The 15,383-nt window shown below is 70.4% G+C and carries 14 protein-coding genes and 2 pseudogenes; 12 read left to right on the plus strand and 4 right to left on the minus strand.

The annotated features are described in order from the left end of the window. The first annotated feature begins 160 nt into the window (after positions 1–160). Entirely contained in the window at positions 161–652 is a 492-nt protein-coding gene (locus ABZ396_RS26800) for a peptidylprolyl isomerase (RefSeq protein ID WP_358926900.1), read from the plus strand. A 43-nt stretch (positions 653–695) separates the two neighbouring features. On the opposite strand, the pseudogene ABZ396_RS26805 reads toward ABZ396_RS26800, so the two are convergent. The 3 genes and pseudogenes from ABZ396_RS26805 to ABZ396_RS26815 all read right to left on the minus strand — a co-directional run. Then, positions 696–1,199: pseudogene (locus tag ABZ396_RS26805) on the minus strand (MASE1 domain-containing protein); the annotation flags it as partial. Between the two features lie 8 nt (positions 1,200–1,207). After that, positions 1,208–1,333 (minus strand): annotated as a pseudogene (locus tag ABZ396_RS26810) (serine/threonine-protein phosphatase); the annotation flags it as partial. Positions 1,334–1,536: 203 nt separating this feature from the next. Further along, entirely contained in the window at positions 1,537–2,640 is a 1,104-nt protein-coding gene (locus ABZ396_RS26815) for a GNAT family N-acetyltransferase (RefSeq protein ID WP_358925975.1), read from the minus strand. Positions 2,641–3,165: 525 nt separating this feature from the next. Here ABZ396_RS26815 and ABZ396_RS26820 point away from each other — a divergent pair. The 5 genes from ABZ396_RS26820 to ABZ396_RS26840 are packed head-to-tail and all read left to right on the plus strand — an operon-like array spanning position 3,166 to position 8,970. Further along, positions 3,166–4,257, plus strand: coding sequence for a substrate-binding domain-containing protein (locus tag ABZ396_RS26820; protein ID WP_358925974.1), 1,092 nt, complete (start codon positions 3,166–3,168; stop codon positions 4,255–4,257). Positions 4,258–4,284: 27 nt separating this feature from the next. Then, a complete protein-coding gene (locus ABZ396_RS26825) occupies positions 4,285–5,373 on the plus strand; it encodes a mandelate racemase/muconate lactonizing enzyme family protein (RefSeq protein ID WP_358925973.1) in 1,089 nt (362 codons plus the stop codon). Beyond that, entirely contained in the window at positions 5,370–6,434 is a 1,065-nt protein-coding gene (locus ABZ396_RS26830) for an ABC transporter permease (protein ID WP_358925972.1), read from the plus strand. The genes ABZ396_RS26825 and ABZ396_RS26830 overlap by 4 nt, the downstream gene beginning before the upstream one ends. Next, positions 6,431–7,450, plus strand: coding sequence for an ABC transporter permease (locus tag ABZ396_RS26835; protein ID WP_358925970.1), 1,020 nt, complete (start codon positions 6,431–6,433; stop codon positions 7,448–7,450). The genes ABZ396_RS26830 and ABZ396_RS26835 overlap by 4 nt, the downstream gene beginning before the upstream one ends. Next, the gene (locus ABZ396_RS26840) at positions 7,447–8,970 is read left to right on the plus strand and encodes a sugar ABC transporter ATP-binding protein (RefSeq protein WP_358925969.1); all 1,524 of its coding nucleotides are present in this window, start codon (positions 7,447–7,449) and stop codon (positions 8,968–8,970) included. The genes ABZ396_RS26835 and ABZ396_RS26840 overlap by 4 nt, the downstream gene beginning before the upstream one ends. Before the next feature lie 18 nt (positions 8,971–8,988). Here ABZ396_RS26840 and ABZ396_RS26845 read toward each other — a convergent pair whose 3' ends face one another. Next, positions 8,989–9,723: a GntR family transcriptional regulator gene (locus ABZ396_RS26845; protein WP_358925968.1), complete on the minus strand. Its 735-nt coding sequence runs from the start codon at positions 9,721–9,723 to the stop codon at positions 8,989–8,991. Between the two features lie 156 nt (positions 9,724–9,879). Between ABZ396_RS26845 and ABZ396_RS26850 the strand changes: the two genes are divergently transcribed. The 6 genes from ABZ396_RS26850 (at position 9,880) to ABZ396_RS26875 (ending at position 15,380) form a co-directional block, all read left to right on the plus strand. Then, positions 9,880–10,614: a DUF2071 domain-containing protein gene (locus tag ABZ396_RS26850; RefSeq protein WP_358925966.1), complete on the plus strand. Its 735-nt coding sequence runs from the start codon at positions 9,880–9,882 to the stop codon at positions 10,612–10,614. 116 nt (positions 10,615–10,730) lie between these two features. After that, on the plus strand, positions 10,731–11,951 hold the full coding sequence (locus ABZ396_RS26855; RefSeq protein WP_358925965.1) for a carbohydrate-binding protein: 1,221 nt from the start codon (positions 10,731–10,733) through the stop codon (positions 11,949–11,951). Positions 11,952–12,079: 128 nt separating this feature from the next. After that, positions 12,080–12,856, plus strand: coding sequence for a polysaccharide lyase family 7 protein (locus ABZ396_RS26860; RefSeq protein WP_358925964.1), 777 nt, complete (start codon positions 12,080–12,082; stop codon positions 12,854–12,856). Positions 12,857–12,943: 87 nt separating this feature from the next. Next, a complete protein-coding gene (locus ABZ396_RS26865) occupies positions 12,944–13,753 on the plus strand; it encodes a DUF4389 domain-containing protein (RefSeq protein ID WP_358925963.1) in 810 nt (269 codons plus the stop codon). Positions 13,754–13,796: 43 nt separating this feature from the next. Further along, positions 13,797–14,249, plus strand: coding sequence for a hypothetical protein (locus ABZ396_RS26870; protein ID WP_358925961.1), 453 nt, complete (start codon positions 13,797–13,799; stop codon positions 14,247–14,249). Between the two features lie 153 nt (positions 14,250–14,402). Further along, a complete protein-coding gene (locus ABZ396_RS26875; protein WP_358925959.1) occupies positions 14,403–15,380 on the plus strand; it encodes a hypothetical protein in 978 nt (325 codons plus the stop codon). Positions 15,381–15,383 lie beyond the last annotated feature (3 nt).

The raw sequence follows: 15,383 nt of genomic DNA on the forward strand, positions 1-15,383 counted from the left end.
TGGACCGGTGTTCCCGCGGATCGGCGGCGCCGACGTTCGTGCAGCTGTCCGCCCGCCCGCTGCCGTGCCCCGCCCTGGTGGTGGCAGGCGACGACGACCCGACACCCCCGGCGGTCCGTCCCCGTGGAGGGACCGGACGGTTCGCGATAGGTTGACCTGCATGAGCGACAACGTTTACTTCGACATTTCGATCAACAACGAGCCGGCCGGCCGGCTCGTGTTCAACCTGTTCGACGACGTGGTGCCGCAGACGGCCCGCAACTTCCGTGAGCTCGCCACCGGGCAGAACGGCTTCGGTTACGCCGGTTCGACGTTCCACCGCGTCATCCCCGAGTTCATGCTCCAGGGCGGTGACTTCACGCGCGGCGACGGCACCGGCGGCAAGAGCATCTACGGCGAGAAGTTCAAGGACGAGAACTTCCAGCTCAAGCACGACCGCAAGTACCTGCTGAGCATGGCCAACGCGGGCCCGAACAGCAATGGCTCGCAGTTCTTCGTCACCACCGTGCTGACGCCTTGGCTGGACGGCAAGCACGTCGTGTTCGGTGAGGTTGTCGAGGGCACGGACATCGTCGACAAGATCGAGGGCTACGGCACCCGCAGCGGCGCGCCGAAGGCCAAGATCGAGATCACGGCCAGCGGCACCGTCTGAGAACGGCCCCCCACACGTGAACGGTGACCGGGCCACCGCCCGGTCACCGTTTGTCTCTCTCGGGCCGCAGTTCCTCGGCCTCCGGCGCAGCGCGCCCGCCCGGAGGATCGTGCGCGGTGAGGTGTTCCAGCGCCTCGGCCAGATCCTTGCAGGCCTCCTCGACGGAGAGCCGGGTGTTGCGCTGCTCGGTGATCACGGATGACAGCAGCAGCGCGGTCAGGGCCATGGTGCCGTTGAAGGTCTGCAGCTTCAGCATCACCTCGACGGGCGTCAGCCCGGCGAACGCCCCGACGCGGTCCGTCGCCGCGATCGTGGCCATGACCGACGTGAACAGAGCGAGCATGGTCCCCGCCAGCCGGAACCGCAGGGCGGCCCAGATCAGCAGGGGGTAAACGAGGTAGAGCAGGCTCATGGTGCTGTGCGTGGCGGCCGGGACCAGGACAGCGGCGACGACCGCGAGGGCCAGTGCCTCCTTCCAGCGGGCGAGCGGCGGGGGCCGGCGGGCACCGAGCGGCATCAGCAGGACCGGGGTGACGATCAGACGCCCATCAAAGGGTCGTGAGGAAGCATGCCGCGCTGGAGGGCGATGGCCAGCTCGACCTGCGAGCGCTGGTACTCGGCCCGCTCGCGTGCCTGGGCGGTGAGCGACCTGAGTCCGACCAGCAGCTGGTCGTCGTCCATTGAGCGCTTGCGGGGCGTGGATCACTCCGGCGGAGGCGACAGCCCTTCCAGGAGAAACGCCTAGATTTTTACCTTTACAGGACCATGGTGCGAATGACGGGCAAGCGGTCGGCCCCACCGGCGGCGGCCCGGCGCGGCCGGCCGTCGCCGTCCTGACCCACGGCCCGGTCCGGCGGGCCGGGCCGTGGGTCAGGACAGTGCGTTCACCCCTTGCGCAGCCCGTCGGCCCGGCGGGACGCGCGCAGGGTGCCGACCGTCTTGAGCAGCCGGTCCGCCGGGTCGCGCAGGCGGGGATGGGCGAGGACGGTGTTGCGCAGGCCGCGGACCGGGCGGCGCCACAGGCGGTGCGCCGCGGCCACCGGGTGGGTGCGGGTGACGAAACCCTCGCCCACCCGCAGTTCGCGGGTCTTGAGCCAGTCCTTGTACTCCTTGTCGCCCCGCCCGAGGTCGACCAGGGTCACACCGCCGCGCGCGGCGGCCTCGGCGGTGCGCAGATGCATCATCAGCCCGGGCGAGTAATAGTGCAGTTCGGGGTCGTAGGCGGTGAACCAGGCGGCGAGTACGGTGCCCGACCGCGGCCCGAAGTGCGCGGCCACCGGCCGGTCGCCCGCGTAGAGCACGGACAGCACACCGGTGAAGTGTTCCTGGCGGACGTGGAAGAGATGGTCCACGAGGTCGACGATCCACGGGCGTGCGAAGCGGTCCATGCGTCCGGTCCGCCGGTACTGGGCGGACTTCCAGCGCATCAGGGTGCGCAGGGCCACCGGGTCGCGCTCGTCGAAGTCGAAGCGCAGGTCGCCGATGTCGCGGCCGAGGCGCCGTTCCTTCTTCAGCGTGGTCTTCGCCAGGCCCGGGTAGGTAGCGCGCAGCCACTCGGGATAGCCGGCGTCGCCGGGTTTGACGTCGATCACCGGTGAGGCGAAGGTGCCGGTGACATGACCGGCGAACGGTCTCTGCTCGGCTACCAGATGGTCGAACTCGAAGACGGACATCCCGCACGCGCTCAGCAACTCCTGGGCGTCCCACGTGACTCCGGGCCGGTGCACCAGCGCCTGGCAGTCGGAGAGGCCGAGGCCGATGGCGCGGCCCACACCGAGGGCGTTGCGCTCGTACGGGAAGAAGCCGACGGGCTCGCCGGCATCGCGCAGGACCGCCACCCGTACGCCTCCGCGGTGCCTGCCGACACCGATCGCGAACTCGGGGGCCAGAAAGGGATTGGCGTACTCCGGCGACTCGTCCATCGCGTGGTGCCAGGCCCGGCAGAGCGACTGGGTCAGCTCGCCGGGTCTGTGGATGGTGATGTCCACCTCAGATCAACCGCCCTTCGGCTGACGAGATGTGTGGCGCATGGCTCCGGGACCGGCTCCCGGACGGACCTCTGTACTGGCCTCTGGATCGCATGGGCGACCGCTCCCCCCATAACGCGGATTCCGCGTTGCGCCGTTGCTACGAACAGCTCCTATTTCCCGCCGTACACCTTCCGTCCACGGCCGGCGACCGGGCCGCCGGTCCGGAGGCGTCGCTCAAACGTCGCGAAACAGTACGCACGCTGTCAAGGGTGCCACTGTCGGGAGCGGTTGGGGGTGGGTGACTCGGACTTTCCCGGTCCTTTCCGTCAGACCGCCGTCACCGCGGCCGACGGCGGCGAGCGCGCCAGACATAAAACGGGCAAGCGATTTCCTATAGGATTCTGATCACGTATGGTAGGTTCGGGTGAGCCACGCCCGAATCCCCCCAGGTCAAAACCACTCTTGTCACAAGCCTTGACGCACACATCTCCCTGACCCACGATCTCCGCATCGATTTCCTATCTGATTCCGCAGGGGTGGGCGATGCGCTTCCCGACCAGATCCTTCCTGCCCGGCGTTCTCACAGCGGCCTTGCTCGCCGCGGGGACAGCGGCGTGCACCTACCGCAACGCCCCCGGCCCCGCCGCCGGTCAGGCCGCCGGCGCCCAACGGACCGGCGGCGGTGCCCAGTTGGCGGACGGCTCCCGGACCGAGGTCGCCCTCGTGCCCGGTGGTGCGCATCCCTACTTCCAGCCCTGGAAGGCCGCGGGCGCCGCCGCGAAGAAGACGTACGGCCTGGGGGCCGTGACCTTCGACGAGACGGCCGAGTGGGACCAGCAGAAGCAGAACAACCTGCTGTCCACCCTCGCGGCGCGCGGCTACAACGCCTTCGGGGTGTTCGGTGTCTCCCCCACCGACATCAACACGACCTTCGCGGACCTCAAGTCGCAGGGCTTCCCCGTGGCCTCCCTCGGCTCCTGTCCGGCAGGCGGCACGGACAAGGCCGACTTCTGCCTCTCCACGAACGTCGAACTCGCCGCCTACAAGGCCGCGAAGGCGGCCATCGAGGCCATGGGCGGCAAAGGCACCCTGGTCCACCTGACCGGCAACAACGTGGACGCCAACACCCAGTTGCGGATCAAGGGCGTCGCGAGGGCCGTCAACGAGACCGGCGGCAAGGTGCGGCTCCTGCAGACCGTCACCGACATCGACACGGATCTGCAGACCGCGCAGAAGGCGGTGTCCGACCTGATGGCGGCGAAGGGCGCCCGGATCACGGGCATCGTCGCCACCGCCTACAACCCGGCCGTCGCCGCCGCGGACGCCGTCCGGTCGTCCGGATCGAAGGCGAAGGTCATCGCCATCGACGACGACGCCAAGATCCTCAGCGCCATCAGACAGGGCACGGTCACGGCCACCGTCGTACAGAACCCGGTCGGTCAGGCCCAGATCGGCATCTGGGCCCTCGCTCTGCTCCAGACGAAGCAGTGCACCGTGCGCGAGCCCGGGGTGGAGGTGGACTCCGGCTCGTTCGTCGTCAGCAAGGCGAACGTGGCCGACTACGACAAGACCCGGCAGGCGAAGACCGCACAGCTGAAGCGGGAGTTCGCCGACCGGATCCTCGCGTGCGGCTGACCGGCTCGACAGAGAACGGACTTTGAGATGACCCTCATCACGACCGCGACCGCCAGGCTGGCCGACATCGCCGTCGAGACGGACCGTACCGACGCGGTGCAGTCCTTCGTCAAACAGGAGACGGTCCTGGTCGACCTGGAGACGGCGGACGGCCTCGCGGGCACCGGCTACGCCTATACGATCGGCACCGGCGGCACGTCGGTACTGGCCCTGCTGCGCGACCATCTGCTTCCCGTCCTCGTCGGGCAGGATGCCCGCAATATCGAGGCCCTCTGGCAGCGGCTGTTCGCGCTGACCCGGGCGACCACGACCGGAGCCATCACCTCCCTCGCCCTCGCCGCCGTGGACACCGCCCTGTGGGACGTGCGCTGCAAGCGGGCGGGCGAGCCGCTGTGGCGGCTGGCCGGCGGACACCGCCGGGAGGTCCCGGTCTATGACACCGAGGGCGGCTGGCTCCATCTGAGCACCGAGGAGCTGGTGAAGAGCGCCCTGCGGGCGCAGGAGGCCGGCTGGGCCGGCGTCAAGATCAAAGTGGGCCGGCCGCACCCTGCCGAGGACGCGGAACGGCTGGGCGCCGTTCGCGAGGCCGTGGGCCCTGCGCTGCACATCATGACCGACGCCAACCAGTCCCAGACGGCGTCCTCGGCGCTCCGGCTCGCGGCCGCGCTGGAGCCCTACGCCCCCTACTGGCTGGAGGAGCCCCTCCCGGCGGACGACATCAGCGGCCATGCCCGGCTGGCCCAGGCCACGGGGATACCCGTGGCCGTCGGCGAGTCCATGTACTCGCTGACGCAGTTCCGGAGTTACCTGGAGGCCGGCGCCGCCTCCGTCGTCCAGGTCGACGCCGCCCGGATCGGCGGCATCACCCCGTGGCTGAAGGTCGCGCACCTGGCGGAGAGCCACAACGTGATGGTCTGCCCGCACTTCCTGATGGAGCTGCACATCAGCCTCGCCGCCGCGGTGCCCAACGGCCGGTACGTCGAGTACATCCCGCAGCTGCGGGCCGTGACCCGGACCGAGCTGACCATCCGCGACGGGATGGCGGTGGCCCCGGACGTGCCGGGCATCGGCATCGACTGGGACCGGGACGCCCTCGACGACCGGAGGGTGGCATGACCACCTCCATCAGCCCACCGGAGACCGTACGGGAGGAAAGGACATCCGGGCACCGCATGCCGTTCTGGGTCAACCAGCGGCTCGGCCTGCTGGTCCTGGTCGTCGCGCTCGGCATCCTCTTCGGCGTACTGCGGCCGGCCTTCCTCGACCAGCGTCTGGTGCTCTTCCCGCTCCTGCGGGACGTCGCCACGCTGACCGTGGTGGCGCTCGCCCAGATGGTCGCCCTGTCCGTGGGGCACATGAATCTCGCGGTCGGGCGGATGGCGGCCTTCGGGGCCATGTTCGCGGGCCTCGGATACGACCGGCTCCATCTGCCCATGCAGGCCGGGCTGTTGCTGTGTCTGGCCGCCGGTGCGGCGATCGGCGCGGTCACCGGCTGGCTGATCGCCCGGACCGGGGTGAGCTCCTTCGTCGTCACGCTGGCGATGGACTTCGCCCTGCTGGGCCTGGTCTCCCTCATGTACTCGGCCCTCACCGAGGACGCCGCCTTCACCACCAGGCCGGCCGGCATCGACGCACTGCGCTCCTACTCCCTCGCCGACATCTGCGTGGGACCCCTGTGCGGTTCACCGGCCGTCCCGCAGCTGGCCCAGTTCACCGTGCTCGCCATGCTCGGCCTGGGCTTTCTGTACGGCTGTACGCGCATCGGCAGGGAACTGCTGCTCACCGGGGCGAACCCGGCCGCCGCCGAGCTGTCCGGGATCCCCACCGGACGGCGGGTCCTGCTCGCCCACACCCTCTCCGGGCTGCTCGCGGCACTCGCCGGCTTCATGGCCGCCGCCGGGACGGGCACGTTCCGCGCCTCCATCGGCGACGACTTCATGCTGCCGTCCTTCCTGGGTGCGGTCCTCGGCGGCACCCTGCTCACCGGCGGAGTGGTGTCCGTACTGGGCACGCTGCTCGGCACCGCGCTGGTCGGCGTGATCCGCAAGGGGCTCGACCTGCTCGGCGTCGGCCTGGAAAGCCTGAACATCTACCTCGGCTGCATCCTGCTGCTGGCCCTGTCGGCCGACCGGATCCGCACCGTGGTGTCCTATCGCAAGGTGGTGCGCTCCACATGAGCACGATCCATGATCAGCAGAGCCGCGCGGCCGCGGTACTGCGCCGGTTCTCCCGTACGACGACGGCCATGCTGGTGCTGGTGGTCGTCGCGGGATCGGTGGCGCTGGAGGTGGCGTCGTCGGGCTCCTTCTTCGAGGGCCCCTCGGTACGGGTCTTCCTGCAGTACCTGGCCACGCCCATTCTGATCGGGCTGGCGCAGATGGTGGCGCTGTGCGTGGGCCAGCTCAATCTCGCCGTGGGCGCCCTGGGCGGCTTCACCGCCTGTCTGACGGGGATCCTGATGGCCGACCACGGGGTGCCTGCAGTCGTCGCCGTGCTCGTGGGCCTGCTGGCGGCGACGGCCGTCGGCCTGGTGACCGGCGTTGTCATCGTGGCCACGCAGATCAACGGGTTCATCGTCACGCTCGCCACGATGACGATCCTCCTGGGAGCGCAGTACCGGCTCACCGGCACCCGTACCGTCGACGGATACTCGCCGGCCCTGCGCGACCTCGGCACGGCGGCTCCGCTGAACATCCCGCTCGTCTTCGTCACGGCGATCGTCGCGGCGGTCCTGCTGGGCGGGTTCATGTACCGCACGGTTGCGGGACGGCGGCTCCTGGCCGCCGGCGGCAACCCGCTGGCCGCCCGGCTGTCCGGTATCTCCACCGACCGGCAGATCGTGGCCGCGCACACGCTGTCCGGGCTGCTGGTCGGGGTGGCCGCCGTGACGGCGACCGCCTCGCTGCCCGGCGTGAACCGCAGCGTCGGCGGGGACTGGCTGCTGCCGAGCTTCGCCGCGCCGATCATCGGCGGTGTCGCACTGACCGGCGGCTCCATCGCCGTGTTCGGGACCGTGCTGGCGGCCTTCGTGACCCGGCTCATCGACGCGGCACGCGCCCAGTTCTCGCTGGACCCGAGCTGGGTGAACCTCCTGATCGGCCTGGTCGTCCTCGGCACGGTCGCCGGCGGGCATCTCAACCAGACCCGGATGGCGAAGACCGCATCGTCCCCGCAGCCGGGAGGTGCGCGATGAGCACGGTCCTCCTCGAATGCCGGGACCTGGTCAAGGTCTTCCCCGGTGTCCGCGCGCTGGACGGTGTGGGGCTGCGGCTCACCGCCGGCAGTGTGCACGCGCTCCTGGGTGAGAACGGCGCCGGCAAGTCCACCCTCATCAAGGTCCTCACCGGGGTGCACTCCCCCGACGGCGGCACCCTCACCTGGTGCGGCGAACCGGTGCGGCCGCGCTCGCCGTCGGAGGCGGCCCGTACCGGCATCGGGGTCGTGCACCAGGAACGCAATCTGATCCCGGGCTTCTCGGTGGCCGAGAACATCACCCTGCAGAAGCCGCCCTCCCGCCGCGGACTGGTCGACTACGCGGCCATGACCGAACCGGCCGTGAGATGCCTGACCGAGCTGGGTGTCGACCTCGACCCGGACCGGCCGGTGCGTGAACTGTCGGTCGCCCAGCAGCAGTTGGTGGAGATCGCCAAGGCCCTCTACACCGAGAGCCGGGTGCTGCTCCTGGACGAGCCCACCGCCTCCCTGTCCCCCGAGGAGACGCAGCGCCTGTTCGAGGTGATCCGGCGGCTGGCCGAGCGCGGTGCCTGTGTCGTGTTCGTCAGTCACAAGCTGGAGGAGGTCTTCGCCGTCTGCGACACCGTCACCGTGCTGCGTGACGGAAAGTCGGTGCTGGAGTCCTCTGCGCTGGCCGGCCACACCCACGACGACATCGTGGGCCTCATGGTGGGCCGTGCCCACGCGGCGGCCGAGATGCGTCCGCGCACGGTCGACCGGTCCGCCGCGCCGGTCCTGGAACTGGACGCGGTCGCCACGGCCGGCGGGCACCGGGACATCAGCCTGGAGGTACGGCCCGGGGAGATCGTCGGCCTGTACGGGCTGGTCGGCGCCGGGCGGAGCGAGCTGGTCAAGGCGGTGCTCGGCCTCGACCGGATCACGGGCGGCGAGGTCCGGGTGCACGGCAGGCCGGCCCGGATCGCCTCGCCGCGGCAGGCGCTGCACGAGTTCGGCATCGGGTACGTGACCGAGAACCGCAAGGAGGAAGGCGTCTTCCTGGAGCAGCCGATCGTCCGCAACATCACCGTGACGGTGTGGAAGCGGCTCGCGAAGGCGCTCGGGTTCGTCTCGGCACGCGAGGAGCGCGAGGTCGCCCAGGACCTCGTCCACCGGCTCGGTATCCGCATCACCGGGCTCGCGCAGAACGCCGGTGAACTCTCCGGCGGCAACCAGCAGAAGGTCAGCCTCGCCAAATGGCTCGCCGCCGACACCCGCCTGCTCGTCGTGGACGAGCCGACGGTGGGCGTGGACGTCCGCACCAAGCGCGCCTTCCACGAGCTGATCTGGGACCTGGCCCACGACGGCCTGCCCATCCTGCTGATCAGCAGCGACCTCGCGGAGACCGTCACCCTCGCCGACCGGATCGTCGTCATGACGGACCACCGCATCCGCGGCGAGGTCGACAACGACCGTGACTACGACCGGATGAGCGGCCGGATCATCCGCCTCATCCACGCCCACGACACGGTGGGCTCATGAGCCGCGCGGCGGCCCAGGTCACGGAGTAGCCGGTGTCTCGCCGCCGTCCTCGACGAGCTGGCGTTCCATACTGCGGGTGAGGTGGTCCGTCATCGCCTCGGCCGCCCGTTCGGGATGACGGCGCAGCACGGCCCGTACGATCCGCTCGTGCTCGGCGACGGTCGGGCCGCCGGCGCCGACCACGTTGCTGAGCCGGAAGATGTGCAGGTGGGCGTGGAGGCGTTCCACCGCGTCCACGAGGAGCGGGCGGTGCGCGGCCTGTCCGATGGCCTCGTGGAAGCGCTGGTCGAGCGCGGCGAAGTCGCGGTAGGACGCGTACCGGCCGTTCGGGCTGGGCTGGGCCTGCATCTCCTCGACGATCCGTTCGAGGCCGTCGAGCTGGTTCTCGGTGGCGTTGACGGCGGCCAGGGCGGCGGCTCTGGGCTCCAACAGCAGCCGCATCTCGAAGAGTTCCGCGAGGCCCTGGCGGGTCAGCAGCTCCGTGGCCCGGTATCCGGACAGGGCGCGCTTGACCACGAGTCCGTCGGACTCCAGCCGGGCCAGGGCCTCCCGGACGGGGGTGGGCGAGACCTTGAGGGCACGGGAGAGCGCGTCGATGCCGACGCGAGCGCCGGGGGCGATCTCGTGGTCCATGACCATCGCCTTGATGCTCTCGTACACGCTGTCCGACAGCGCCTGCCGGGCGGGAGGCGGCCCGCCGTGCTCCTCTCCCTCGGCCGGCGCTCCGGCCGGGGAAGCACTGTGCGACGGCATGCCGGCTCCTCCTCCCCAAGGCCTGTAGGTCGCCCACAGTTTACCCAGGTGGGCGGGGTGGGGGGCCGGAAAGTCCTGATCACGCGGGGCAGGGCGGGCATCCGGCCCGCGCACCCTCATCACCCTCTGCTCGCACCGGCGTGCTAAGACGCTGTCATGGAAACCGAGCCGATCACCCCGTCCACCCCGCGGCCCGTGCGGCGGCCGACGCTGGTGCAGGGGTGGCATGAGCTCACCTTCCTGCACTGGCCGGTGGAGCCGGAGCGAGTGGCGGGACTGCTGCCCGCCGGCACCCGGCCGGACACACTGGACGGGGTCAGCTACGTCGGTCTCGTCCCGTTCCTGATGCGGGGCGTCGGTCTGGGCCCGGGACCCGGGCTGCCGTATCTGGGAACCTTCTGCGAGACGAACGTACGGCTGTACTCGGTCGACGAACAGGGCCGGCGCGGTGTGGTGTTCAGGTCCTTGGACGCGACCCGGCTGCTCCCGGTACTGGTGGGCCGGCTCGGGGTCCGCCTGCCGTACCTCTGGTCCGCGATGCGGCTGCGCCGCCAGGGCGAGGTGATCACCTACGCCTGCCGGCGGCGGAGCCCGGCCGCCACCAGCCGGGCGGTCGTACGGACCGGGCCGCCGATCGCCGAGCCGTCGCCACTGGAGCACTTCCTGACCGCGCGGTGGGGGCTGCACGTCACCTGGCACGGGCGCACCGCGCACCTGCCGAACGAGCACGCCCCCTGGCCGCTGCACCGCGCCGAACTCCTGGCTCTGGACGATGAGTTGGTGGCGGCGGCGGGTCTGCCCGCACCGCCCGGGCCGCCGGTCAGCGTGCTCTACTCCCCCGGTGTGAAGGTGCGGTTCGGGCGGCCTGCACCACTCCGGCAGTCCAGGTAAAGAAGTCGTATGGTCTAGTCCAAAGTGCGCTTTGGTCCAGTCCAATGTCTTGACGTGATCGCGACATCTCCGGAAGCTGGGCCCACCCCCACCTCCCCGCCCCTCTGGAGGCACCAGTGAGACCTCTTCGCGCATGTCTGGGCGCGGCGGCCGCCGTCACCCTCGCCGCCACCGGCACGACCGCGCTCGTCGCGAGCGACGCCTCGGGCGCGACCACCGCGCTGAGCAACCGGTGGTACGCGGCAGCTCCCTATCTGATGCCGCTGGACAACAACCCCCCGAGCGCGTCGGCCATCATGGACGCCACCGGCCTCAAGGCCTTCCAGCTGGCGTTCGTCCTGGCCCCCAACGGCGGCGGCTGCTCCCCCACCTGGGGCGGTACGGCGGCGGTCTCCTCGGACACCGCCGTCCAGTCGGTCATCAACACCATCCGCGCCAAGGGCGGCGACGTCTCCGTCTCGATCGGCGGCTACGGCGGCACCAAGCTGGGCCAGGCCTGCGCGGACGCCGCCTCCACCGCGGCGGCCTACCAGCAGGTCATCACCAAGTACGGGCTGCACGCGATCGACTTCGACCTGGAGGAGCCGGAGTACGAGAACACCGCGGCGATCAGGAACGAGATCGGCGCCGCGAAGATCCTCCAGCAGAACAACCCGGGCCTGTACGTCTCGGTCACCACGGCCGGCACGGCGGACGGCACCGGCTGGTTCGGCAAGCAGATGCTGCTGGAGGCGAAGTCACAGGGGTTCACGCCGAACAACTTCTCCATCATGCCGTTCGACGGCGGCTTCAGCGGGGCGGCCTCGCAGACCAGCGCGCTCACCAACTTCAACTCGGTCCTCCAGTCCACCTTCGGCTGGGACCAGGCGACCGCCTACGCCCACGAGGGCTTCTCCGGGATGAACGGCCGCAGCGACACCGGCGAGTACTTCACCCAGGCCGACTTCCAGACGGTGCTCGACTACGCCACGAGCCACAACATGGACCGCTTCACGTTCTGGTCCCTGAACCGCGACCGCCAGTGCACTCCCGCCGACAACAACGGCACCACGTCCGGGATCTGCTCCAGCGTGGCACAGGGCGACTGGGACTTCGCCAAGTACTCGGTGAAGTTCGCCGGGGTCACCCCGCCGACCACCACCCCCACCCCCACGCCCACCCCGACCCCGACTCCGACGCCCACCTCCTGCCGGACCGCGTGGAGCTCGACGGCGGTGTACACGGCCGGCAACGAGGTCTCGTACAACAGCCACAACTGGAAGGCCAAGTGGTGGACCCAGAACGAGGTGCCGGGCGCCTCGGAGTGGGGTCCCTGGCAGGACGAGGGCTCCTGCTGAACCCCTTGACGGGCCTGGTCCGGACCTTTAGCTTCACGGGTCATCGACGGTTAAGGACGCGTCCAGAGTTCACGGGTATGAACATCCGGTGAGTTCTGGACGCAGCCCTCTTCCGAAAGGACCCCCACGTGAACCCTTCCCGGCTGCTCGCGGCTCCGGCCGCCGCGGGCCTCGCCCTCGCCCTCACCGTGCTCACCGGCGGCAGCGCGGGCGCGGCGGACCCGAACGTCGCGCCCGGCGGCAACTTCGACCTGTCCATATGGCAGCTCCAGGAGCCCGTCGGCTCCCCCGGCTCGCCGACCACCATCTCCTCGTCCCGGCTGCAGGGTGCCAACGGCTACCAGGACGCGTACTTCTACACCGACACCCGCGACGGCGCGATGACGTTCTGGGCGCCCGAGAAGGGCGTCACGACCCCGAACTCCAACTACGCCCGCTCCGAACTGCGCGAGATGAACCGCGACGGCAGCGCCGCGAACTGGTCGCTGAGCGGCAGCCACAAGATGAGCGCGACCCTGCGGGTGGTCTCGGTGACCAAGAACGTGTGCGTGGGCCAGATCCACCTCGGCACCGGCGGCTCGTCCACCAAGCCGCTGCTGGAGCTGTACTACCACTCCAACGGCGACATCGTCCTCGGCACCGAGAACTCCCCCTCCGGCGGCCAGACCGCACACAGCGTGGGCCATGTGTCGGTCGGCAAGACCTGGAGCTACACCATCGCCGTCTCCGGCGGGAACACCATCGACCTGACCGTCAACGGCACTACGACCCACTACGCCATCCCGTCCTCCTTCAACCAGTACAAGCAGTACTTCAAGGCGGGCTCGTACAACCAGTCGTCCTCCGACAGCACGACCAACGGCGCCCGGGTCGCGTTCTACGGTCTGGCCGTCAAACACGGCTGAGTTCGACCGCACCGGCCTGGCGGGGGCCGCGCTTGCGCAGCACGATGGAGTTGCCGTCCGCGCCGCGGCCGGACGACGGGAGGACTCATGACTCAGAGCTGGGGACCGCGTCCTCCCGTCACGGCGGACGGCGCCGAGTGGCCGCCCGCGCTGGACATCCCGGCACCCGGGCCGCAGCGTCGCTGGACGGTGCTGCTGCGCTGGCTGCTGCTGATCCCGCAGTACATCGTGCTCTGTCTGCTGGGCATCGCCGCGTTCTTCGTGGCGGTGGCCGGCTGGTTCGCGGCACTCGTCCTGGGCCGGCTGCCCGACTCGGTCGCCTCGTTCCTCGGCAAGTACCTGGCGTACGACACACGGGTCGCGGCCAGCTCCATGCTGCTGGTCGACCGCTATCCGCCGTTCGCCCTGAGCGCCCCGGACTATCCGGTGCAGATCGAGCTGCGGCCCACCACCCTGAACCGGCTGGCGGTGCTGTTCCGGCTGATCCTGATGATCCCGGCGGCGGTCATCGCGAACTTGGCGGCGACCGGCTGGTTCGCGGTCAGCTGGATCTTCTGGATCATCGGGATCGTGCTGGGGCGGCTGCCCGGCCCGGTCTTCGGGGCGACGGCGGCGGTCGCCCGCTACCGGATGCGGTTCGGCGCCTACACGAGCATGCTGACGCCCGTCTACCCCAAGGGGCTGCTCGGCGACCAGCCGGCCGCCAAGGCTGAGGAGGCCCGCTCCGCGACCCGGCCGCTGGTCCTGGACACCACCGCGAAGGCCCTCATCTGGGTCTTCCTGGCCATCGGCCTGGTCATCCAGGTCGTCTCCCGCACCACCGCCGACTACGACGGCCACGACGACAACGGGCTCGCGCACCCGGCGCAAGTGGTACATCTCGCGGGACGGTCGTAGCGTCGTAGGGAAGCAAAGTACGGCGGTACGGGCGGGAGCGACCATGCGCAGACCAGTGGTGGGAACGGCGATCGGACTCGGGGCGGCCCTGCTGCTCACGGCGGCCATGACGACAGCCTCCGCGACCCCGCCGACATCGGCCGCGCCGAAGGCGACCCAGCACCCCGTGCTAGTCGACTGCCTCTGGCACCAGCAGTTCCGGCCCAGCGACTTCATCCTGGCCTGCGGCGACGGCAACAGCCGCCTCATCGGCATGCACTGGACCCAGTGGGACGACAAGACGGCGGTCGCCGTGGGCGTGAACGTGGTCAACGACTGCAAGCCGTACTGCGCGGCCGGCACGTTCCACGGGTACCGGGTGACGGTACGGCTAGACCTCCCGACGGCCTGGAAGAAGCATCCGAACGTGCAGCAGTACACGCGGATGACCCTGACCTACGCCGACGCCAGGCCTCAGGGATACACGCAGGTCATGAACTACCCGCTGTGGAACTGAGCGGGACAGTCACCCGGCTGCGCGGCAAGCGGGGCCGTGGCGTGCGCCGGGCGGGCGACGTCCCGGCCGGGGCGTGACGGACCGGGGCTGAGCAACCGTCATGTTTGTGTGACCGGTACGCCGGAGCCTTGCGCTCCCGTCGAAAGAGGTCACATGCCCCGATTCCTCCGCCCGGCCGCCGTCGCCCCGGCCGCGGTCGCGATCGGCCTGATCGCGGCGGCTCCGGCCGCGAGCGACGAGCCGGTCGTCTCGAATCCCCACGTCATCGCGCACTTCGACCTGGCCGCCGGGCAGACGCCCGAGAACGTCGTCACCGAGCGGGGCGGCTCGGTCGACGTGTCCTTCGCGTTCGCCCGGCAGGTCGCCAAGGTGACCCGGGAGCGCCGGGTCCGGGTGCTCGCGACCCTGCCCGCCGAGGACCACCCCCGCACGTCCCTGCTGGACAGCGCCGTGACACTCGGCCTGGCCCGCGCCCACGACGGCACGCTGTACGTCAACTACGCCACCGGCACCAGCAACACCGGCGTCTGGCGTATCCCGGCGGGCGGCGGCACACCCGAGCGGATCGCCCAGCTGCCGTCGAACGGCCTGCCCAACGGCCTGGCCCTCGACGAGCGGCACGGTGTGCTCTATGCAGCCGACTCGGCGCTGGGCACGGTGTGGCGCATCCCGCAGGCCGGCGGCACGCCGACGGCCTGGGCCACGGGCACCGCCCTGCGCGGGCTCCCGGCGCCGGCCAGCGGCTTCGGCGCCAACGGGATCAAGGTGCACCAGGACGCGGTCTGGGTGACCAACAGCGACCGCGGGACACTGCTGCGCATCCGGGTCGGCGGCGACGGCTCGGCAGGGGCGATCGAGACGAGGGCGACCGGCCTCGCCGGCGTGGACGACTTCGTCTTCCCCGGGCACTCGGACACGGTGCTCGCCGCGCTGAACCCGTCCAACGAGGTCGTCATGGTCAACCCGCACGGCGCCCGCAGCACCGTCCTCACCGTGCAGGACGGCCTGTCCAACCCGACCTCGCTGGCCGTGAGCGGCCGTGATGTGTTCGTGGCGGGCGCCGCCTACTCCACCCAGCGCGACCCGAATCTGCTGAAGGCCCGTCTGCGCGCCCACTTCTCTCGCTCGTAGCCG

This window comes from Streptomyces sp. NPDC005866 (assembly GCF_040629895.1).
Classification (GTDB): domain Bacteria; phylum Actinomycetota; class Actinomycetes; order Streptomycetales; family Streptomycetaceae; genus Streptomyces.

Bases quoted from the DNA above. Each gene is read 5' to 3' on its own strand.
- ABZ396_RS26845 (WP_358925968.1), bottom strand. From the start codon at position 9,723: ATGCCGTCGCACAGTGCTTCCCCGGCCGGAGCGCCGGCCGAGGGAGAG.
- ABZ396_RS26835 (WP_358925970.1), top strand. From the start codon at position 6,431: ATGAGCACGATCCATGATCAGCAGAGCCGCGCGGCCGCGGTACTGCGC.
- ABZ396_RS26840 (WP_358925969.1), top strand. From the start codon at position 7,447: ATGAGCACGGTCCTCCTCGAATGCCGGGACCTGGTCAAGGTCTTCCCC.
- ABZ396_RS26865 (WP_358925963.1), top strand. From the start codon at position 12,944: ATGACTCAGAGCTGGGGACCGCGTCCTCCCGTCACGGCGGACGGCGCC.
- ABZ396_RS26820 (WP_358925974.1), top strand. From the start codon at position 3,166: ATGCGCTTCCCGACCAGATCCTTCCTGCCCGGCGTTCTCACAGCGGCC.
- ABZ396_RS26850 (WP_358925966.1), top strand. From the start codon at position 9,880: ATGGAAACCGAGCCGATCACCCCGTCCACCCCGCGGCCCGTGCGGCGG.
- ABZ396_RS26800 (WP_358926900.1), top strand. From the start codon at position 161: ATGAGCGACAACGTTTACTTCGACATTTCGATCAACAACGAGCCGGCC.
- ABZ396_RS26825 (WP_358925973.1), top strand. From the start codon at position 4,285: ATGACCCTCATCACGACCGCGACCGCCAGGCTGGCCGACATCGCCGTC.
- ABZ396_RS26875 (WP_358925959.1), top strand. From the start codon at position 14,403: ATGCCCCGATTCCTCCGCCCGGCCGCCGTCGCCCCGGCCGCGGTCGCG.
- ABZ396_RS26830 (WP_358925972.1), top strand. From the start codon at position 5,370: ATGACCACCTCCATCAGCCCACCGGAGACCGTACGGGAGGAAAGGACA.
- ABZ396_RS26870 (WP_358925961.1), top strand. From the start codon at position 13,797: ATGCGCAGACCAGTGGTGGGAACGGCGATCGGACTCGGGGCGGCCCTG.